Origin of the sequence: Lysinibacillus sp. FSL K6-0232 (assembly GCF_038008325.1) — a bacterium.
Classification (GTDB): domain Bacteria; phylum Bacillota; class Bacilli; order Bacillales_A; family Planococcaceae; genus Lysinibacillus.
In genome coordinates, this window is record NZ_JBBOYW010000001.1 from 1,018,103 (window position 1) to 1,039,548 (window position 21,446).

Consider the following 21,446-nt stretch of genomic DNA (forward strand, 5'->3'; position numbering starts at 1 on the left):
GACTGTTAATAGGAGCTTTATACTTATCTGTTCGCAACCCATGTTTTCACAAGGTCAGCAGTACCATATACATAATGCTGGTCGCCTACTTCGTGGTATGTTGCACTATCATCCACTTCTGTATGTTTGTACGGAATACGTTGACGGCGTTTTTCCGAGATTGGGTCAGGAAGTGGAATCGCTGATAATAATGATTTTGTGTATGGATGAACAGGGTGATTGTAAATATCATCTGCTTTTCCAATTTCCATAATTTTTCCATGGTACATCACAGCAATGCGATCACTGATGTATTTTACCATGGAGAGGTCATGGGCAATAAAAAGATATGTTAAGCCACGTTCTTTTTGAAGCTGCTTTAATAGGTTAACAACCTGTGCTTGAATCGATACATCAAGTGCTGAGATCGGCTCATCGGCAATAATAAACTTAGGGTCTAAGCTTAATGCACGAGCAATCCCAATACGTTGACGTTGACCACCAGAGAATTCGTGTGCGTAACGATTCGCATGCTCTTTGTTTAAACCGACAGCTTCAAGTAATTCTTGAATTTTTGCACGACGTTCCTTTTTATCCTTGTAAAGACCATGAATATCAAAGGCTTCACCAATGATTTCACCCGCTGTCATACGAGGGTTTAAAGACGCATAAGGGTCTTGGAAAATCATTTGCATTTGACGGTTAAACTTCTTTAACTCACTTTTAGATTTTTTTCCATGGACATTTTCACCATTGAAAATAATCTCACCATCTGTAATGTCGTATAAGCGAATAATTGAACGACCAGTTGTTGATTTACCACAGCCTGATTCACCCACAAGACCAAGTGTTTCACCTTCGTAAACATCGAAGCTAATACCGTCTACAGCTTTAATGGGATTAGCTGGCGAACCAAAATACTGCTTTACATTTTTGATTTCAAGAATTTTTTTCGCACCAGGTTTAGTCATTTTCTTGTGCCTCCTTTGCTAAATACCCTTCAATACGTTTAGCAACTGCATCAGGAAGAGGAACTTTTGGTGCATCAGGATGCAACAACCAAGTTTTTGCAAAATGCGTTTCGCTTACTTGGAACATTGGCGGCTCTTGTTCATAATCAATTTCCATTGCAAACTCATTACGTGCTGCAAATGCATCGCCTTTTGGCGGATTTGTTAAATCAGGCGGTGAGCCTGGAATTGTACGCAATAGCTCGTCTGTATCATTATCTAAATCAGGCATCGAGCCAAGTAGACCCCATGTGTAAGGGTGCTTTGGATTATAGAAAATATCATTAACAGTACCGTATTCAACGATTTGACCAGCATACATAACTGCCACACGATCAGCAACGTTTGCCACAACACCTAAATCGTGTGTAATGAAAATGATAGATGTTTTCGAGTTTTTTTGAATTTCTTTCATTAGCTCTAAAATTTGTGCTTGAATTGTTACGTCTAAAGCTGTTGTCGGTTCATCGGCAATTAGCAGCTTTGGATCAGCAGCAAGTGCGATAGCGATAACAACACGCTGACGCATACCACCTGAAAATTCATGTGGATATTGGTTATAGCGTTTTTCAGGGAAGGGGATACCTACCTGTGATAAAAGCTCGATTGCACGTTTTTTCGCATCAGCTTTTGAAACCTTTTTATGTTGCAAAATTACTTCAGTTATTTGACGTCCGACCTTCATTGTTGGATTCAAACTTGTCATTGGATCTTGGAAAATCATTGCAATTTCATTTCCACGTACTTTTGACATTTCTTTATCTGTTAGTGGTACTAAATCACGACCATTGAATAAAATTTGTCCTGACGCATAAATACCAGGTGGCTGTGGAATTAGTTTCATTAATGCATTACTCGTAACACTTTTACCAGAACCTGATTCACCAACTATAGCGAGCGTTTCACCTTCCTTTAAATCAAAGGTAACACCACGTACAGCATGAACAAGTCCTGCATAGGTTTTAAAGTTAATTCTTAAATCTTTTACTTCTAAAATTGTTTTACTCATTACGGCCACCTCCTTATTTACGTAGTTTTGGATCAAGTGCATCACGTAAGCCGTCACCAACTGCATTAAATGCAAAGATTGTTAGTGAAATAAATACTGCCGGGAAAATTAAGCGCCAAGGAGCATTCGCAATGGCTTTATTCCCATCAGATGCCATTGTACCCCAAGAAGCTGTTGGAGCAGGTACACCAAGACCAAGATAACTTAAGAATGACTCAGTGAAAATAGCAGATGGAATTGTTAATGTCATTGTTACTAAAATTGCACCAAGAGCATTTGGAATTAAATGTTTGATAATTAAATGACTTGTACTAGCCCCTAATGTACGAGCTGCAAGTACATATTCTTGATTTTTAATGGATAATACTTCACCACGCACAATACGAGCCATATTAATCCAACCAGTGATAGATAAGGCAACAATCATTGGAATTAAGCCAGGCTGCATAACAACTAGTAAGACGATTACAACTAATAGGTAAGGTACAGCTGTTAAAACATCGGCAATACGCATCATAATATTATCAACACGACCACCTGCTAAACCTGAAATACTGCCCCAAATAACACCGATAATTAAATCAATAATTGCTGCGGCAATTCCGATAAAGAGGGAGATACGAGCACCTTCCCAAATACGAACGAAAATATCACGACCAAGGTCATCTGTTCCAAACCAAAATTGTGCAGACGGCGGTGCATTATAAACACCTAATTGATCACTTGCTTTATATTGAGAGAACATTGGTACAAACGTAGCCATTAAAATAACAATAATTAAAATAATGATCCCAACAATGGCTAATTTGTTATGAGAGAAACGGATAAATACTTCCTTCCAAAAGGAAACGGATTTATCGGCTAATTTTTCCGTTACTTCATGATTACCACCAACAATTTTAAACTTATCTTTTTCAATTTGTTGCTGTGTCATTATTTTTTCGCTCCTTTCAGTTTAATACGCGGATCAATCACACTATATAAAATATCAACGATTAATACCGCAAATAAAAGGATGATGGAGAAGAACACTGTCGTACCCATAATAACGGTATAGTCACGGTTTGTAATACTTTGAACGAAGTGTTTCCCAAGCCCAGGAATAGCGAAAATTTGCTCAATAATGAAACTACCTGTTACAACACCCGCTGTTAATGGACCTAAATAAGTGACAACTGGAAGTAGCGCATTACGCAAAGTATGACGGAAAACGATTGTCCATTTCCCAATCCCTTTCGCACGAGCCATTTTTACATAGTCACTATTGTTTTGTTCAAGCATACTTGAACGCGTTAATTTTGCAATAAAGCCCATATGAGTTAAAGCAATTGCAAAGGCAGGTAATATACTATAAACAAAGCCTTTCCATCCACTAATCGGGAACAAACCTAGCTTAAAGGCTAAGAAATACTGCATTAATCCCGCTAAAATAAATGAAGGTACTGAAATAAATAACACCGCAAAGGACGTTGCCAAATAATCCGGGAACTTATTATGATATAGCGCGGAAACTACGCCTATTAAAATACCAAATCCAACTGCCAATAGCATAGCTTCAATCCCTAATGTTAACGAAACAGGGAAACTTTCTGCAATCATATCATTTGTCGAACGCGCTTTATATTTCATGGACTCACCGAAATTGAAAGTGGCCGTATCGATTAAATAATCTTTATATTGTATATACCAAGGGTTATTTAATCCATACGTTTCGTTTAACTTCTCCTCAATTTGAGGTGGGAAATTACGTTCGCTCGCAAAAGGGCTACCAGGAGCGAGACGCATTAAGAAAAACGTAACAGTTACGATGACGAAAAGCGCGAGAAGTATATACATCAGCCTTTTCAAAATATATTTAATCACATAAAACTCCTCCTTCTATTTGTCAATTGTCAGACAAATATATGCCTTCGTATTTTAAAAAGAGCTGACTCGCGCCATAGTGGCTACGAGGCAGCTCTTTGTTGTAGAGCTAAATAAGTGAAATAAAATAATGTGAAAAAATTATTTTTATTCTACTACAACCTCTTTAAGTGAAATGTTACCAAGGATATCTGCTTGCATGTTTTTCACGTTATCTTGTACTACAGAAAGATTTGTGTAGTAGTAGATAGGTGCAACAGGGAATTCAGCCATAGCAACTGCTTCAGCTTGTTTTAAAAGCTCAAGACGTTTAGCTGGATCTACTTCTGTATTAGATTGTTCTAATAATTTTTTGTACTCTGGGTTTTCCCAGCCAGTATCGTTATTTCCATTGTCAGCAGTATCATACATTTCTAAGAATGTATAAGCATCATTGTAGTCACCAACCCAGCCCATACGTCCAGCTTGGTAATCTAATTGGTTAAGCTTTTCTAAATAAACTTGCCATTCAGAGTTATCAAGACCTACAGTAATACCAAGGTTTTTCGTCCAGCCCTCTTGAATGAATTGAGCGATAGCAGCGTGTGCTTCACTAGTGTTGTAAGAAATATTAACTGTAATATCTGCTGGGTTTGTAATACCAAGTTCTTGCATACCAGCTTCAAGTGCAGCTTTAGCTTCTTCGATATCATTGTCTTTGAAGTAACCACGGTCTTCTTCAAAGCCATTAACTGCGATAGGAACCATACCTAATGCAGGTTTTTGTTCACCTTTAGTAACATTGTCAATTAAACCTTGACGATCAATTGCTAATGTTAACGCTTTACGAATGTTAGCGTTTCCAGTAAATTTATCAGTTGTGTTTAGCTTGTACCAATAAACAGAAGCTTGGTCAGCAATTTTTAATGAACCGTCAGCTTTAAATTCTTCGATTGAGTCAAGTGCAACAGTTTGGAATGGTGCACCTAAGTAGTCGATTTCGCCACCTTTAAACATTGTAGCAGCAGTTGTTTCAGATTCTACCATACCGATATTAACTGTTTCTAAAGATACTTTATCAGCATCCCAGTATTCTGGATTTTTCTTTAATACAACAGTATCATTGTGTCTCCATTCAGCTAATGTGAATGGTCCGTTTGTTACATAGTTTTCACCAGCATCTGTATACCAATCATCATTACCTTCAACTACTTTTTGGTTTAATGGTGCATACGTTTTGAATGCTGTTAATTCTAAGAAGTAAGGTGTTGGGTTTTCTAAAGTTACAACTAAAGTTTTGTCATCTTCAGCTTTAATGCCTACATCATCAGCAGAACCTTCACCGTTGTTGTAAGCTGTAGCCCCTTTAATAGGGTAAAGAATTGAAGCATACTCCGAAAGGTTATCTGGGTTTAATGCCCATTTCCAAGCGTATTCGAAGTCACCAGCAGTTACTGGATCTCCATTTGACCATTTAGCATCACGTAATTTGAATGTGTATGTTTTTTGGTCTTCGCTAATTTCCCAACTTTCAGCCATAGCTGCAACTGGTTTAGCATCTGCATCAAGCGTTGTTAAACCTTCAAATGTGTTTGTAAGAATAACACCAGAAGTTGTATCAGTTGCTAATGCAGGGTGTAGTGATGGTGGCTCAGAAGCTACTACTAAATTTAATTCGCCACCTGATGAAGATGTTCCAGATGAACCAGAATCTTTACTGCCATCTTTTGAACTATCAGACGAATCTCCACCGAAGCCACATGCAGCAAGCACTAAAGAAAATACTGCAAGGACTGTTAATAATAAAAACTTTTTGTTTTTATTCATAGTGAATCCCCCTATACAATTTTTAAGCCTTTTTTGAAGCTCCTATTTAATATACCAAAAAAATCATTGTGTACAAAATAAAAAAGATTCGAATTTATCTAGTATTATCTGACATCTAAGAGAATAATAAATTTTTCCGATTTATTATGCTAAAGAAACAAAGTGCTTATATGATAAAAAAATGATATTAATAGATAGTTTATATCAAAAATAAAACAAAAATAAAAAAAATGATTTACTATATCGAAAATTCCTATTTTTTTGATAATATTATTGATATTCCAAAAAATAAGTCAAAAGTCATGGAGGTATTACCTTAAGAGATTTGTATAGATTTGTAGAAAATTTATGTAAAACTCAGTGAATTGGTTTCTTTAGCAGGTAATTTTTTGTAGATTCTTATCGTGAAACATGAATATTTTTATCTATTAATGATATATAAGAAACTTGTTTTGTATTTTTTTAAGATTATGCCATTAGCAAGGTAAAAAAAGAAAAATAGAGAAAATGCACGAAAAAATATACTTTAATTTAGAAAAAATCGTCTTAAAAAAGTAGAGAGTTAGCTGAAATATATTTTTTTGGAATAGCTTCTAACTCGATTATGTATAGATGTATCTATGCTTAAGTCATAAGTTTTATTCCTCTATCAAATCGTTAAAAGATTGTTTGATTTTGTTGTAATCTCATCTATTTAAGTCGTGTTGTTTTCCTGAGAATATCAATTGTCTTACTGATACGGACTAATTATGCAAATAATTACTAAAAATCAGCTACTTTACTTATCGCAGATTTCTGTTACCTTTCGCTAGGAGAAATTTTATTGATTTCGATCAGGCATGGACTGTCGAAATAATAAGAAATATGTTTATATATGGTGAAAAGTCTATTGTCTTACTTGAATGAATAGTAGTTGATCGAGAGGTTTTTAATCAATAGTTAGCTTTAACAGAGAAATACCTATACTTTATTTTTTCTGATGGATTGAGTAGTGATATTTTATAGCTATATATAATAAGGAAGATTGTATATAAAAAATGCATGGAAGGGTACTTAGCAAAGGAGGCACAAAAAATGATTAAACCTGGTGCGAAAAACCTCTTGAAATCAAACATGTAAAATCGTAACTATCGTTCTTTAATTAACTTTATTAATGTATTCAAATCCAAATATAAGGGGATTTCAAAGTAAGAAGAAAGCCTTCTTAACTAATTTTTTTAGCTATTTTGTTATTAATTCCAATGCATGTTTTGGCAGAGGACTCCTTGGGAACATTCAATTTTGATTCAGGTAAAGTTTCACATCCTTATGACATGGTGAATTCAAAGAGAGAAGTGATGAAATATGAGGATTACAGTAAAAATTGTTTAACTCAAATGATGAGGGTATATGGAAAAGAAGGAACTGATAAAATATCAAATGAACGTATTGATTCTTCATCCATTAAAAATATTTAAGTGGTGCTGATGGTCGTAATGGTTCTTGTACAGGATATTAAGAGGACTCGATTTAAACCTAAGTAATAATCGTCAAGTAGGAGATATTGTGGAGTTTCTTGGAGTATAGAAAGCTTGCTATTAAAATAGCTTGATACATTCATATCAAAGTTATGAAAAAAACCCATCCCTTATAATGGATATTTAAAATTAGTGTTTTTTAACTTGAAATTTTCTTACTACAAACAACAGCACCCTATAGGAGAGGCTTTTTAGCGTCCTATAGGGTGCTGCTTTAGTTGTTGATTACGATTGCTTTTTTAATTGTAAAACAACCGCTTCATCAGGGTCGATATACAATGTTTTTTGCTCGAAATAAATAACAAAACCAGGCTTTGCGCCATTTGGCTTTTTCACCTGACGAATTTCTGTGTAATCTACAGGCACAGAGGACGAATCTCTAGCCTTAGAAAAGTAAGCAGCTAGTGTAGCCGCCTCACGCAATGTTGTTTCATCGGGCTCACTTGAATGAATAACAACATGGGAGCCTGGAATATCCTTTGTATGCAGCCAAATCTCTGTGCGCTTTGCCAGCTTAAATGTGAGCATATCATTTTGCTTATTGTTCTTGCCAACAGAGATGGCTATACCTGTAGAGGATAGATAGCGTTCAGGCTCAGGCTTTGCTTGCTTTTTCTTTTTCTTGGCATGGCGCAATTTTAAATAGCCTTGCTCTGCTAGCTCCTCACGAATTTCCTCAATATCTCCAGGAGAGGCTTGTTGAACTTGCTGTGCCAGCATTTCAAGGTAAGCAATTTCCTCTTTTGTTTTTTCAAGCTGCTCTTGTACCATTACTAACGCATTTTTTGCCTTTGTATATTTTGTGTAATAGCTTTGCGCATTTTCAATCGGTGTTTTACGCTCACTAACTGGAATAGTAATTTCTTCGCCTGTTTCGCTATAGTAGTTTGTAACCGTTACTGCTGTAGCTCCCTTCTCAAAGGCATAAATATTTGCCATTAATAGCTCGCCATATAATTGGAATTGGTCGAGCTTGGAAGCACGCTCATAATCCTTTGTTAGCTTTTTCGTTTTTAAGGCAAGCTTCTCAATTTCATTATGCAGCCAGCGCTCTAAATCACCTGCCTGCTGCTTCACACGATCTCGCTCCGCACGTGCAAAAAACACACGGTCTAATAATGCATGAACATTTGGGTACAGGGATACCTCTCCCTGCAAATGTGTTAAGTCGATAGGGGAGAAGTATGTTTTGCCATTTGCAAGCACATACATAGGCTTTGCACCACCATTTGCAAAGGATGTCATAAACTCTCTAAAGCATACAGTTGCATTTTGAGCTGATGTCAGTCTATACAATAATTCCTCTGCATGAAGGGGTGAAAAGCCAGCAAACTGTGCTACGATTTCTTTGGCGTTTTTTGGCTCAGCAAAAAATATAGCTAGCTCGTCATCTGCTACGGTTAACGGATTCCATTTATGCTGTGCAGGTGGTGCAATATACGGCTGACCAGGTAATACTGTACGGAAGCTATTTACGGATGGCGGCAAATGCTTTAAGCTATCGATAATTTTTCCCTGTTCCTGATCAATCAATAGCAAATTACTATGTCTGCCCATAATTTCAGCATGTATTTCCCTAACAATTGGGTCACCAATTTCATTTTTGCTAGCAATTTCTACTATTATAATGCGGTCAAAATCGTGCTGTTTAATGGAAGCAATAAAGCCTCCCTCTAAATGCTTGCGCAGCAGCATGCAAAACATTGGGGGCTCTGCTGGGTTATCAATTGTTTGTTCCGTTAGATGAACGCGTGCATAGGAAGAATGAATCGAAAAAAGTAATTTATGATTTTTGCCATTTGCACGAATGTGTAATACGACCTCTTGGGCGTTTGGTTGATGTATTTTTGTAATGCGGCCTGTAACAAGCTGTTGTAGGTCGGCAGTTACTGCATAAGTAAATAAGCCATCAAATGCCATATAAATTCCTCTTTCCAACGATATTAAGCATCTTGGTACTTTCATATTTTTTCAATAGGCAGTTGCTTCAGCTATTGGCAAAGCATCCGCATCTGCATTTTTGTATGTTTATCATAGCATTTTTTAGGTGAATATTAAAATATAGCTTCAATTGTGGTAGAATTAGCTTTTACTCTCCTCAATTTTTTTGGAAGAGGCGGCATAATCGATAGCGCTTATGTTATAATAATTCCAGTATGCAAAGAAAGGTGTGACGAACCTTGGTGCGTAGTATGACTGGTTTTGGCAGAGGTGTCACAACAACTAGAAACTTTCAATTAACCGTAGAAATGCGCTCGGTCAACCATCGTTTTTTAGAAATTAATGCAAAATTTCCGAAAGAGTGGCTTGAAGCGGAAGTTTTTGCAAAGAAATTAATTTCTCAAGCTTTGTCACGCGGCAAAATTGATGTGATGGTATATGTGAAGGATTTAGAGAATGTAGAGCAATCTATTGAAATTAATTGGTCATTAATTGAAGCGTATCGTAAGGCAAAAGAACAGTTAGCCAGTAAAGTACCATTGGAAGAAAAATGGACGATGCAAGAGCTTTTATCGTTAGAGCAAGCACTTGTACAACAGAAACCACAGCTTACACCAGAGGATTTACTGCAAGCTGTTGAGCAGGCGATTTTACAAGCAATTGAACAGCTTGTACAAATGCGTGAGCGTGAAGGACAGGAATTGCAAGAAGTTGTTGTACAATATAAGGAACAGTTGATGGAGCAAGTGAATAAAATTCGTTCATATGCTACGCTTGCTGTTGAAAAATATCGTACACGATTAGTAGAACGGATTGCTGAAGTTGCAGATGGCGCATTGTTAGAAGATCGCTTATTAGCTGAAGTAGCGATTTTTGCAGAACGAGTAGATATCTCAGAAGAGTTAGATCGATTAGATAGTCATTTCAATCAGCTGGAGGAAACATTGCTTGAAACAATTTCAGTTGGACGGAAATTAGATTTTTTAATGCAGGAAATTCATCGTGAGATCAATACGATTGGTTCGAAAAATCAATCAACAGAAGCAGCTATTGCTGTTGTTCAGGCAAAAACAATATTAGAAAAGATGCGTGAGCAAGTTCAAAATATCGAATAACTCACACGTATCTGTTATAAATTAAGGGAGATATAGAGAATAAATGATAAAAGAACGTGGATTATTAATTGTTCTGTCTGGCCCATCTGGTGTAGGTAAAGGGACAGTGCGAAAAGAATTATTTTCTCAGCCGTATACGAATTATGAGTATTCTATCTCGATGACAACACGAAAGCCTCGCGAAGGTGAGGTAGATGGTGTAGACTATTTTTTCAAAACGCGTGAAGAATTTGAGGCGTTAATTGAACAGGGTGGTCTATTGGAGCACGCTGAATTTGTAGGAAACTACTATGGCACACCATTAGCCTATGTCAATGAAACACTTGATGCAGGGCGTGATGTATTTTTAGAGATTGAAGTGCAAGGTGCAGCACAAATTCGTAAAAAAGCGCCAGATGCCTTATTTATTTTCTTAGCCCCTCCAAGTTTAACGGAATTAAAGGATCGTTTAGTTGGGCGTGGGACAGAAACAGAGGATATTATTGCAAAACGTATTGCCACGGCAAGCGAAGAGCTTGAAATGATGAGCTTATACGACTATGTTGTGGAAAATGACGAAGTGACAAATGCCTGCGATCGTATTAATGCGATTATTAAAGCTGAGCATTGTCGTAGAGAACGTGTAGAAAAAAGATATTTGTCAATGTTGAGAGGAGAATAAATCCATGCTATATCCATCAGTAGATGCATTAAAAAAAGAAATTGATTCCAAGTATTCATTAGTGAGCCTTGCCTCTAAGCGTGCTCGTCAAATGCAGGAAGAGCCAGGTACAGAGCGCTTACACAAATATGTATCTTACAAATATGTAGGCAAAGCACTTGAAGAAGTAGCAGCAGGTGTACTTACAAAAGTATCACAGGATGAGTCAGCGGTATACGAGGACGAAATCTAATTGAAATGTAAAAAGCTATTTTTTAGTTCATTATCAAAGGGAAGGGTGATAGATAGTATAACAGCCCTCAGCGATGAGAAGGGACTATAAATGCGAGATTATACAGAATGCCGAGAGCTCCCAGGGAAATTGTCCTTTGGGAGCTTATCATTTGAAAGGATGATACGTCACATGAATAAAAATATTTTGCTTTGTGTTTCAGGCGGGATTGCCGTGTATAAGGCTGTTGCTCTTGTTAGTAAGCTATCACAGGCAGGAGCCAATGTAAAAGTAATTATGACAGCATCAGCTAAACAATTTGTCAATCCATTAAGCTTTCAAGTAATGTCCAAAAATGATGTTTATTTTGATACATTTGATGAAAAGGATTCCAATGTGATTGCCCATATTGATTTAGCAGATTGGGCTGATTTAATTTTGGTAGCACCAGCTACTGCTAATGTTATTGGAAAAATCGCCAATGGTATTGCAGATGATATGGTCACAACAACCTTACTTGCTACAACTGCACCTGTATGGCTCGCGCCAGCGATGAATGTGCATATGTATGATCACCCAGCCGTCAAGCGCAATATTGCAAGATTAGCAGCTGATGGCTATCAATTTATTGAGCCATCAGAAGGATTTTTAGCATGTGGCTATGTTGGCAAGGGACGTTTAGAGGAGCCTGAGAAAATAACGGCTATTGTCAAGGATTATTTTACAGAGAAAGCGCAGCCACTTGCAGGTAAAACGGTTATTATAGCGGCTGGTGCTTTGCATGTACCGCTCGATGCCCAGCATATTATTAGCACACAAGCAAATGGTGTCATTGGACAGGCTTTAGCAGATGAGGCAAGGGCACTTGGAGCGAAGGTGCTATCCATGCAGCATGAAACAGGTAGCTTACATTATTTTATTCAACAGTTTGAGGCTTATAAGCAACAATATCCTCAGGCATTGTTTATTTATGCTGCAAATGCTCCAACCATTGAAGGCGCACCAATTGTATCTATAGAAGGCATCAAGGCAGTTACCTTTGGACAAAAGGTACAAGGACAGCCAATGCTAACGGTATTATCAGATAGCTGGATTGATTTTAGTAAGCAAGCACAGCTCAATGGACAAACGTTAGAGGTTACAAACCCTCAGCTTTTTGCACAAGCTTTCTGGCGTTATCTTCTGCAGGGTGAGGAGCAATGAGCTTGCTAATAGCAGAGGTGATTGTAGATGTTCCTACTTATCATGTTGATCGACCCTTTGATTACCAAGTACCGTTAGAATGGGCAAATGTAATCGAAACAGGCTGCCGAGTAAAAGTGCCATTTGGGGCAAGAAATGTGTTAGGCTTTGTGACAGGCTTGAAAACAGAGACAGATGTGCCACTGAATAAACTAAAACCGATCTCGCAAATTTTAGATATGGAGCAGGTCTTAACAGAAGAAATGCTGCAAATGGCGAAATGGTTGAAAAATAATACAATTTGCTATGAAATTGATGCCTTACAAGTGATGCTACCGTCAGCGCTTCGTGCAAAATATGAAAAAATCATTAAACTACAGGACTCGCAAAATCTACCAGAGGAAGTGCAAGCTATATTTGGCAAACGTCAGCAGGCTAACTTTAAAGAGTTTGAGCGAGCAGGCTTACTTCCATTATTAAAGCAGCTTGTTGCACAAAATACTGTGACAATAGAAAATATAGTGAAGCAGCAAGGCAATGTAAAAGAAATACGGATGGTCAAAATTACAGAAGACCTGCAACTGATTGACAGGGTGATCACACAATCAGCAAGAGCAGTGAAACAGCGACTGCTTCTGCAATGGATGTGCCAGCATTTAGGCGAGGTGTTACCACCACAGCAAATTTATGATGAAACAGGTGTTTCGTCATCAGTATTAGAGGCAGTGATTGCAAAAGGAGCTGCCCAATTTATTCACGAGGAAGTATACCGTGATCCGTTTACAAAGGAAGTTTCACGTACACACTCTTTACAATTAACAGAGGAGCAGCAGGTGGCTCTACAAGCTATTACTACAGCTATGGAGCAGCAAATAGCGCAAACATTTTTGTTACATGGCGTAACGGGGAGCGGCAAAACAGAGGTTTATTTGCAGTCGATACAAAAGGTTTTAGAGGAAGGGAAAGAAGCCATTATGCTTGTTCCTGAAATCTCATTAACACCGCAAATGACAGAGCGCTTTCGCAGTCGCTTTGGTGAGATGGTCGCTGTGATGCATAGTGGCTTATCTGTTGGTGAAAAGTATGATGAATGGCGGAAAATCCAGCAAGGAAAAGTGAAGGTGGTCGTTGGTGCGCGCTCTGCTATTTTTGCACCCTTTACGAATATAGGGCTTATTATTTTAGATGAGGAGCATGAATCAACCTATAAGCAGGAGGATTCACCACGCTATCATGCAAGAGATGTAGCGATTTGGCGCAGCGAATTTTACCAATGTCCTGTGATTTTAGGTAGTGCAACACCAGCATTAGAGTCATATGCTAGAGCGAAAAAGGGTGTTTATACGCTGCTGACATTACAGCACCGGGCATTGCAACAAGCATTACCAACTGTGTTTATTGCAGATATGCGTGAAGAGCTACACCAAGGAAATCGCTCGATGTTTTCAACATCACTTGTGGAGGCTATACGTGTAAGGCTAGAAAAAAAGGAACAAATAGTATTGTTTCTAAACCGTCGAGGCTACTCATCATTTGTGCTATGTCGGGATTGTGGTACAGTCGTACAATGTCCAAACTGCGATATTTCATTAACGTACCACCGTACAACGGAAAAGCTAAAATGTCATTATTGCGGCTATGAGGAGCCTATTCCACAAACATGTCCACAATGTCAAAGTGATCATATTCGTTATTTTGGAACAGGCACACAAAAGGTGGAGGAGGAAATTTATAAGCTGTTTCCAGAAGCAAGAGTATTGCGGATGGATGTGGATACCACAAAGCATAAAGGGGCACATGAGGAAATACTACAAGCATTTGGAGAGGGACAAGCAGATATTTTACTTGGAACGCAGATGATTGCAAAAGGGCTAGATTTTCCGAATATTACACTTGTTGGTGTACTCAGTGCCGATACATCGCTGTATTTACCAGATTATCGTGCAGCAGAGCGTACATTTCAGCTGCTAACGCAAGTGAGCGGCAGAGCAGGCCGACACGATAAGGCAGGAGAAGTGATTATTCAAACATATACACCTGAGCATTATGCGATTGAATTAGCCAAAACGCAGGACTATGAGCCATTTTACGAGCGTGAAATGTTTTTACGACGTCGCTCTAGCTATCCACCCTATTATTTTGTAGCGCTTGTCCAAATTTCACATGAGGATGTGATGATGGCTGCTGAATATGCTGGACGTGCGGCGGATTGGCTACGTGGCAACTTATCAAATCAAGTAGCCATTATTGGCCCAACAACTGCCAGTATTGCTCGCCTCCAAAATAGATATCGTTATCAATGTTTGATAAAATATAAAATTGAACCAAATCTAATTCCAGTGTTACAGCGTCTGCTTGCGATGTATCGAGCAGAGTGGATTAAACAAGGAGTTTTAATGACGGTTGATCTAGACCCGTCTACTATATAATGGATTACGAACAGTGTAATAGAAATGAGGAAATTATAAGATGGCAATAAGAACAGTAATTGAACACCCAGCACAGATACTTTCAACACCGTGTGCAGAAGTAACAGAAATTAATGATGATATACTTACATTGCTGGATGATTTATATGACACAATGGTGGAATACGATGGTGTAGGTATTGCCGCACCACAAATAAATGTAGGCTTACGCGTGGCGATTGTGGAGCTAGGTGAGGAACGCGATATTTTAGAAATGATTAATCCAACAGTTATTGAAACAGATGGAGCAGAGGTTGATATTGAGGGCTGCTTAAGCTTCCCAGGATTATATGGTGAGGTTGAACGTCCTGATTATGTGAAAATTGAAGCATGTGACCGTGAAGGGCGTGTGTATGAAGTAGAGGCAGGCGGCTTTGATGCTCGTGCAATTTTACATGAGATCGATCATTTAGATGGTGTGCTATTTGATTCTAAAATTAAGCGCATTGTCACAGCAGAAGAGCTTGAAGAAATGTATGCAGAAGAGGAGGAATAATATGACATCAATTATTTTTATGGGAACACCCGACTTCTCTGCACCTATTTTACGTATGCTACATGATGAAGGCTACACGATTAAGGCTGTTGTGACACAGCCTGATCGTCCAGTTGGGCGTAAGCGTGTGCTAACACCGCCCCCTGTAAAAGCAGCAGCTTTAGAGCTAGGCTTACCAGTCATTCAGCCTGAAAAGCTGCGTGGCTCTGAGGAACTACAGCAAATACTGGCTTTGCAACCTGATTTAGTTGTGACAGCAGCATTTGGACAAATTTTACCAAAGGAATTACTCGCTGCCCCTGCTCTTGGCTGTATTAATGTTCATGCGTCGTTATTGCCTAAATACCGAGGTGGAGCACCTATTCATCAGGCTATTATTGATGGTGAAAAGGAAACAGGTGTAACGATTATGTATATGGCAGAAAAGCTTGATGCAGGTGATATTATCTCTCAAAAGGCAATTCCAATTGAAGCAGATGACCATACAGGCAAGCTTTTTGATAAACTTAGTATTGTAGGCTGTGAGCTATTAAAAGAAACACTTCCTTCTATTATTAGCGGTACAAATAACCGCATAGTGCAAGATGAGGCACAAGTAACATTTGCTAGTAATATTTCAAGGGAACAAGAACGTATTGATTGGACACAAGATGCCACAACCTTATACAATCAAGTGCGCGGTCTTCATCCATGGCCAGTAGCCTATACAACGTTTGAGGATGGTAACTTTAAAATTTGGTGGGCAACGATTGGCACAAGCAGTCATCAGGCTACGCCAGGTACAGTTATTGCGATTGCCAAGGATCACTTTGAAGTTGCTGCTGGCAATGGAACAGCCCTAGCGTTATACGATGTGCAGCCTGCTGGCAAAAAGCGTATGACAGCAGAGGAATACTTGCGTGGGACAGGTTCTAAATTACAGATTGGGGACCAATTTCAATGAGTAAAAAAAGTGTAGTAATTTGGGATGGTAATGTGCGAGATGCCGCACTTTCCATACTATTAGCAGTGGATAAAAATCAAGCTTATAGCAATCTATTGCTTAATGAAACGATTAAACGACATAAAATTGAAGCGAAGGATCGCGCATTATTAACAGAAATTACGTATGGGTCATTACAGCATAAAATGACGCTAGATTATTATTTAGAGCCCTTTATTCGTGGTAAAGTAGATCATTGGGTACGCTGGTTATTAAGAATATCGCTTTACCAAATGCATTATTTAACACGTATACCATCACATGCGGCGGTGAATGAGGCTGTGGAAATTGCGAAGCGTCGAGGTCATCGTGGTATCGCTTCAATGGTCAACGGTATTTTACGATCAGTGTTGCGTAAAGGTGTTCGTGCAACAAGTGATATAGCAGATCCAGTTGAACGTCTTGCGATTGAAACAAGCCATCCACAATGGCTAGTCCAGCGTTTTATTGATAATTATGGTATAGATGTTGCAGCAGCCATGCTACATGAAAATAATGTGCCGCCTGTGCAAACCGTACGCGTCAATTTAACAAAGGCAACAGTTGAACGGGCTATCGCTGAACTAGAAGCGGAAGGTTTAACAGCTAAGCAAAGCGATGTTATGCCAGAATGCTTACACATAACAAATGGTCAGCCAGCACGCACAAAAGCGTTCAAAGAAGGTATGATTACGATTCAGGATGAAAGCTCAATGATTCCAGCTAATGTATTAAATCCAGCTTCAGGTATGCGTGTTTTGGATATGTGTGCGGCTCCTGGTGGTAAAACAACGCATTTAGCTGAAATTATGAAAAATAAAGGGTCTATTTTAGCAACAGACCTTCATCCACATAAATTAGATTTAATCGACCATAATACAGAACGTCTAGGGCTTGATATTATAGAAACAGCACCAATAGATGGTCGGAAGGCTCCAGAATTTTTACAAGCGGCGTCATTTGATGCGGTTTTAGTGGATGCACCTTGTAGCGGGCTAGGTGTGATGCGACGCAAGCCAGATATTAAATATACAAAGCGAGAAGAAGATTTAGCAAGCTTACAAACGATACAATTAGCATTACTGGATGCTGCAACAAAAATGTTGAAAACAAATGGTAAGCTTATATATAGTACATGTACTGTCGATAAACAAGAAAACGAAGGCACAGTTAAAGCCTTTTTAGCAACGCATCCAGAAATGGAAGCGATACAACTAGAATCTTTACCAATAAAATTAGCGGAAAAGCAAGCAGATGGCATGCTTCAAGTCTTTCCACAAGACTTTGGCAGCGACGGTTTCTTTGTTGCTGCCTTTCGTAAAAAGGAGAATCCAATTAATGATGGATCAAGAGAAATTTAATGAACGTATTAATGATTTAGTCGAAGAAGCAGAAGAGAAGCCTGTTCGACGGACAAAAAAAGAAAAACCAAATTTACAAGAATCGATTTATTCATTACAGCCATATCAATTAGAAGAGTGGTTAAAGGAGAATGGGGAAAAGCCTTTCCGTGCTGCGCAAATTTTTGACTGGCTATACAATAAACGTGTAAAAACATTTGAAGAAATGTCAAACTTATCAAAGGGTTTACGGGAAAAACTTACTGCTAACTTCGCCTTAACAACATTATCAACAATTATTCAGCAAGAATCGAAGGATGGCACTATTAAATTTTTATTTCAATTGCAGGATGGCTATTCTATCGAAACTGTATTAATGCGCCATGATTATGGTAATTCTGTTTGTGTAACGACGCAAGTGGGCTGCCGCATTGGCTGTACATTTTGTGCTTCAACATTAGGCGGTTTAAAGCGTCATTTATTAGCAGGAGAAATTGTGGAGCAAGTTGTTAAAGTACAGCAAACATTAGATGAGTTAGGCGAACGTGTATCACATATTGTTATTATGGGAATTGGCGAACCGTTTGATAACTATGATGCTATGATGAACTTCTTAAAAGTGATTAACCACGAAAAAGGGTTAAATATTGGCGCACGTCATATTACTGTATCTACATCAGGCATTGTACCGAAAATTTATCAATTTGCTGATGAGCAGCTACAAATTAATTTTGCCGTGTCATTACATGCACCAAATCAAGAGGCACGCCAAAAGCTAATGCCAATTGCTCGTGCTTATAAATTAGATGAATTAATGGAAGCTGTGCGTTATTACACGAAAAAGACAGGTCGACGTGTTAGCTTTGAGTATGGCTTAATGTCTGGCGAAAATGATTCAGTGGAAATTGCAGAGGAATTATCCGCTTTAATCAAAGGTATTAAATGTCATGTCAACTTAATTCCTGTCAACTATGTGCCAGAGCGTGACTATGTTCGCACATCTCGCAGTCAAATTTTTGCCTTTGAGAAAACATTAAAGAAAAATGGAATTAACGTAACGATCCGCAGAGAGCAAGGTGCTGATATCGCAGCTGCATGTGGACAATTACGTGCACAAGAGAGAGCTGAGGAAACGAGGTGACCTGCGTTGGAATATACAGTCGAAAGTGATATTGGGTTAAAACGATCCATTAATGAAGACCGTGCTGCATTTTTTAAGCGTCCAGACGGCCTTGCACTAGCACTTGTGGCAGATGGCATGGGTGGTCATAATGCTGGTGATGTAGCGAGTGACATGGCAATTAAACAAATGGAAACCTTTTTTTTACAGGCAGACACAAGTCATTTTGTATCAACAACATCAAAAAAAGAATGGTTATTGCAGACAGTTAAGCAATTGAATAAAGATATTTATAACTATTCTTTATCACACGAAGACTGTAAAGGAATGGGCACAACACTTATTGCGGTATTAATTGAAGGATATCACTGCTCCATCGCACATGTTGGAGATAGTCGCGTGTATTATTTCTTTGAAGATGGCGCACAACAAATAACAAGAGATCATTCATATGTGAATGTGCTGGTGGAAAATGGCGAAATTAGCGAAGAAGAAGCTTTGACACATCCAAAAAAGAATTTTATTTTAAAGGCTATTGGCACAGAGGAAACCATTGAGCCAGATTTTTATGAGGTCAATTTAGCCTTACAATCGTATTTATTAATTTGTTCAGATGGACTAAGCAATAAATTAACGGTCTATGAAATGGCTTCGATTATTACGTTTCCAGACTCTATTCAAGAAAAGGGACGTAAACTTGTGGGATTAGCAAATGATAGCGGGGGAGAAGATAATATCTCCCTCGTATTACTAACAAAAAGGGATGAGGAGGTGTAAGAATGCTTGTAGGGAAAAGAATTAGTGACCGCTATAAAATTTTAGGACTCATTGGTGGCGGTGGTATGTCGAATGTTTATTTAGCACATGACATGATATTAGGCCGTGATGTTGCAATTAAAATATTGCGCTATGATTTTTCCAATGAGGAGGAATTACATCGACGTTTTCAACGTGAGGCACTGTCTGCTACAAGTCTTACACATCCAAATATTGTTAGTATTTATGATGTAGGTGATGATGGTGATCTACATTATATTGTGATGGAATATGTTCAAGGAAAAACGTTAAAGCAGTACATACAAGAATTTGCACCAATTTCTCCTGCAAGAAGTGTGCATATTATGAAGCAATTAACGTCTGCTATTGCCAATGCGCATGAAAATCATATTATCCACCGTGATATTAAGCCGCAAAATATTTTAATGGATGCTGAAGGCAATGTGAAAATTACTGATTTTGGGATTGCCATGACACTGAGTGCAACTTCTTTTACACAAACAAACTCAGTATTAGGAACAGTGCATTATTTATCGCCAGAGCAAGCTCGTGGTGGTACAGCAACGAATAAATCAGATATTTATGCGCTTGGGATTGTGTTATATGAATTATTAACAGGTGAATTGCCGTTTTCTGGAGAATCAGCTGTTTCCATTGCGCTCAAGCATTTACAGACAGAAACACCATCTGTCCGCGCTTTCGATGCAACAATTCCACAAAGCTTAGAAAATGTGGTACTGAAAGCTACTGCGAAAGATGCCTCTCACCGTTATAATACAGTGGAAGAAATGTATGAGGATTTAGAAACAGTATTAACACCTAGTCGTATCAATGAGCCAAAATTTGTGATACCAGTTGATAATGATGTGACAAAGGCAATTCCTATTATTAAGGAACAGCCTATAGAAAAAGAAGAAGACCTAGCAAAAACAAGAGCAATTACACCGATTAAAGAAGTGAAGCCTGTAGAGCAACCTAAAAAGCCTATCGATAAGCCAGCACCTGCTAAAGCGAAGAAAAGGTGGCCTATATATGTGGCGAGCTTCCTTGTAATAGTTATTGCTGTTTTTTTATTCCTAATTTATGCAACAGATTTATTTAGCCCGAAAAAGGAGGCAATTCCTGAGGTGGCTAATTTAACCGTTGATGAAGCAATAAAAATATTGGAAGAAGCAGGCTTTGTTGTGAGCGATGAGCATCAGGAGCGACACTCTGAAGAGGTGGAAGAGGGCAAGGTTATTGAAACCGATCCATCAGAGGGAACGATGCGTGTAAAGGGCTCAGAAATTGATTTGGTGGTAAGTCTAGGTGCTGAAAAGACGAAAGTGGATAATTATGTAGGGCAAAATATTCATCAGGTGGAAGCCTTATTAAAAGGAAAGTTTTTAGAGGTTAAAACAGAATATGTCCATTCTGAGGAGCCTGAAGGTCGAATTATTGACCAAAGTATTTCTCCTGATACAGAAGTGGTAGCAGAAAATGAAGTTATCACATTTACAGTTAGCCAAGGTGTTAAAATGGTACGAGTAGAGGATGTTGTCAATTATACGAAAGAGGATATGGATGACTATGTGCAAAGAGCAGGCTTGAAATGGCGTGTTTCTCGTGAGGACTACCATGATACAATTCCAGCTGGTAGCGTCATCTCTCAACTGACGAAAGCTGGCACGCAAGTTGAGGCAGGCTCAACAATATCCGTTATTTTAAGTAAAGGACCTGCTGAAAAGCCTGTCAAAACACTTGTCAAGACGGTTATGATTGAATATATTCCTACAGAAGAGGGATTGGCACAAAATATTCGTATTGAAATTCAAGATAAAAACCATACAATGTCAGAGCCAGCGGATGAATTTCCAATTTTAAGTGATACGCCTTACAATATACAGCTTGTGATTGAAGAGGGCAAGCAGGCAGGGTATCGTATTATCCGCGATTCAGAGATTATTCATGAAGAAAAAATTGATTATAATGATGTGAACTAAGGGGGAAT

At 38.4% G+C, this 21,446-nt stretch carries 18 protein-coding genes; 12 read left to right on the forward strand and 6 right to left on the reverse strand.

Going from position 1 to position 21,446, the window contains the following annotated elements; genetic code table 11:
* Positions 1–23 precede the first annotated feature (23 nt).
* The 5 genes from MHB42_RS04725 to MHB42_RS04745 all read right to left on the reverse strand — a co-directional run bounded on the left by MHB42_RS04725 (position 24) and on the right by MHB42_RS04745 (position 5,667).
* Positions 24–950, reverse strand: a complete 927-nt coding sequence (locus MHB42_RS04725) for an ABC transporter ATP-binding protein (protein ID WP_340804668.1) — start codon at positions 948–950, stop codon at positions 24–26.
* Positions 943–1,998: an ABC transporter ATP-binding protein gene (locus tag MHB42_RS04730; RefSeq protein ID WP_340804669.1), complete on the reverse strand. Its 1,056-nt coding sequence runs from the start codon at positions 1,996–1,998 to the stop codon at positions 943–945. The genes MHB42_RS04725 and MHB42_RS04730 overlap by 8 nt, the downstream gene beginning before the upstream one ends.
* A gap of 13 nt (positions 1,999–2,011) precedes the next feature.
* Positions 2,012–2,932: an ABC transporter permease gene (locus tag MHB42_RS04735; RefSeq protein ID WP_340804670.1), complete on the reverse strand. Its 921-nt coding sequence runs from the start codon at positions 2,930–2,932 to the stop codon at positions 2,012–2,014.
* Positions 2,932–3,861: an ABC transporter permease gene (locus MHB42_RS04740; protein WP_340804671.1), complete on the reverse strand. Its 930-nt coding sequence runs from the start codon at positions 3,859–3,861 to the stop codon at positions 2,932–2,934. The genes MHB42_RS04735 and MHB42_RS04740 overlap by 1 nt, the downstream gene beginning before the upstream one ends.
* A gap of 147 nt (positions 3,862–4,008) precedes the next feature.
* Complete coding sequence (locus MHB42_RS04745; RefSeq protein WP_340804672.1) at positions 4,009–5,667, reverse strand: peptide ABC transporter substrate-binding protein; 1,659 nt, start codon at positions 5,665–5,667, stop codon at positions 4,009–4,011.
* A gap of 1,226 nt (positions 5,668–6,893) precedes the next feature.
* Between MHB42_RS04745 and MHB42_RS04750 the strand changes: the two genes are divergently transcribed.
* On the forward strand, positions 6,894–7,124 hold the full coding sequence (locus tag MHB42_RS04750; RefSeq protein WP_340804673.1) for a hypothetical protein: 231 nt from the start codon (positions 6,894–6,896) through the stop codon (positions 7,122–7,124).
* A gap of 285 nt (positions 7,125–7,409) precedes the next feature.
* Here the strand turns inward: MHB42_RS04750 and MHB42_RS04755 are convergent, their stop codons facing one another.
* The gene (locus MHB42_RS04755; RefSeq protein ID WP_340804674.1) at positions 7,410–9,104 is read right to left on the reverse strand and encodes an Rqc2 family fibronectin-binding protein; all 1,695 of its coding nucleotides are present in this window, start codon (positions 9,102–9,104) and stop codon (positions 7,410–7,412) included.
* Positions 9,105–9,364: 260 nt separating this feature from the next.
* Here MHB42_RS04755 and MHB42_RS04760 point away from each other — a divergent pair, with 260 nt between their 5' ends.
* From MHB42_RS04760 to pknB, 11 genes are all read left to right on the forward strand, one after another.
* A complete protein-coding gene (locus tag MHB42_RS04760; RefSeq protein ID WP_340804675.1) occupies positions 9,365–10,240 on the forward strand; it encodes a YicC/YloC family endoribonuclease in 876 nt (291 codons plus the stop codon).
* Between the two features lie 43 nt (positions 10,241–10,283).
* The gene (gene gmk, locus MHB42_RS04765) at positions 10,284–10,901 is read left to right on the forward strand and encodes a guanylate kinase (RefSeq protein WP_340804677.1); all 618 of its coding nucleotides are present in this window, start codon (positions 10,284–10,286) and stop codon (positions 10,899–10,901) included.
* A 4-nt stretch (positions 10,902–10,905) separates the two neighbouring features.
* Positions 10,906–11,133: a DNA-directed RNA polymerase subunit omega gene (gene rpoZ, locus MHB42_RS04770; protein WP_053993872.1), complete on the forward strand. Its 228-nt coding sequence runs from the start codon at positions 10,906–10,908 to the stop codon at positions 11,131–11,133.
* Between the two features lie 171 nt (positions 11,134–11,304).
* On the forward strand, positions 11,305–12,315 hold the full coding sequence (gene coaBC, locus MHB42_RS04775) for a bifunctional phosphopantothenoylcysteine decarboxylase/phosphopantothenate--cysteine ligase CoaBC (RefSeq protein WP_340804678.1): 1,011 nt from the start codon (positions 11,305–11,307) through the stop codon (positions 12,313–12,315).
* On the forward strand, positions 12,312–14,723 hold the full coding sequence (gene priA / locus MHB42_RS04780; protein WP_340804679.1) for a primosomal protein N': 2,412 nt from the start codon (positions 12,312–12,314) through the stop codon (positions 14,721–14,723). The genes coaBC and priA overlap by 4 nt, the downstream gene beginning before the upstream one ends.
* A gap of 40 nt (positions 14,724–14,763) precedes the next feature.
* The gene (gene def / locus MHB42_RS04785; RefSeq protein ID WP_340804680.1) at positions 14,764–15,258 is read left to right on the forward strand and encodes a peptide deformylase; all 495 of its coding nucleotides are present in this window, start codon (positions 14,764–14,766) and stop codon (positions 15,256–15,258) included.
* Position 15,259: 1 nt separating this feature from the next.
* A complete protein-coding gene (gene fmt, locus MHB42_RS04790; RefSeq protein WP_340804681.1) occupies positions 15,260–16,201 on the forward strand; it encodes a methionyl-tRNA formyltransferase in 942 nt (313 codons plus the stop codon).
* Positions 16,198–17,580, forward strand: a complete 1,383-nt coding sequence (rsmB, locus tag MHB42_RS04795; protein ID WP_340804682.1) for a 16S rRNA (cytosine(967)-C(5))-methyltransferase RsmB — start codon at positions 16,198–16,200, stop codon at positions 17,578–17,580. Before fmt ends, rsmB begins: the two co-directional genes overlap by 4 nt.
* The gene (gene rlmN / locus MHB42_RS04800) at positions 17,558–18,700 is read left to right on the forward strand and encodes a 23S rRNA (adenine(2503)-C(2))-methyltransferase RlmN (protein ID WP_340804683.1); all 1,143 of its coding nucleotides are present in this window, start codon (positions 17,558–17,560) and stop codon (positions 18,698–18,700) included. Before rsmB ends, rlmN begins: the two co-directional genes overlap by 23 nt.
* A gap of 6 nt (positions 18,701–18,706) precedes the next feature.
* Positions 18,707–19,456 (forward strand): Stp1/IreP family PP2C-type Ser/Thr phosphatase, encoded by a 750-nt coding sequence (locus MHB42_RS04805; RefSeq protein ID WP_340804684.1) that lies wholly within the window; start codon positions 18,707–18,709, stop codon positions 19,454–19,456.
* Positions 19,457–19,458: 2 nt separating this feature from the next.
* A complete protein-coding gene (gene pknB, locus MHB42_RS04810; protein ID WP_340804686.1) occupies positions 19,459–21,438 on the forward strand; it encodes a Stk1 family PASTA domain-containing Ser/Thr kinase in 1,980 nt (659 codons plus the stop codon).
* Positions 21,439–21,446 lie beyond the last annotated feature (8 nt).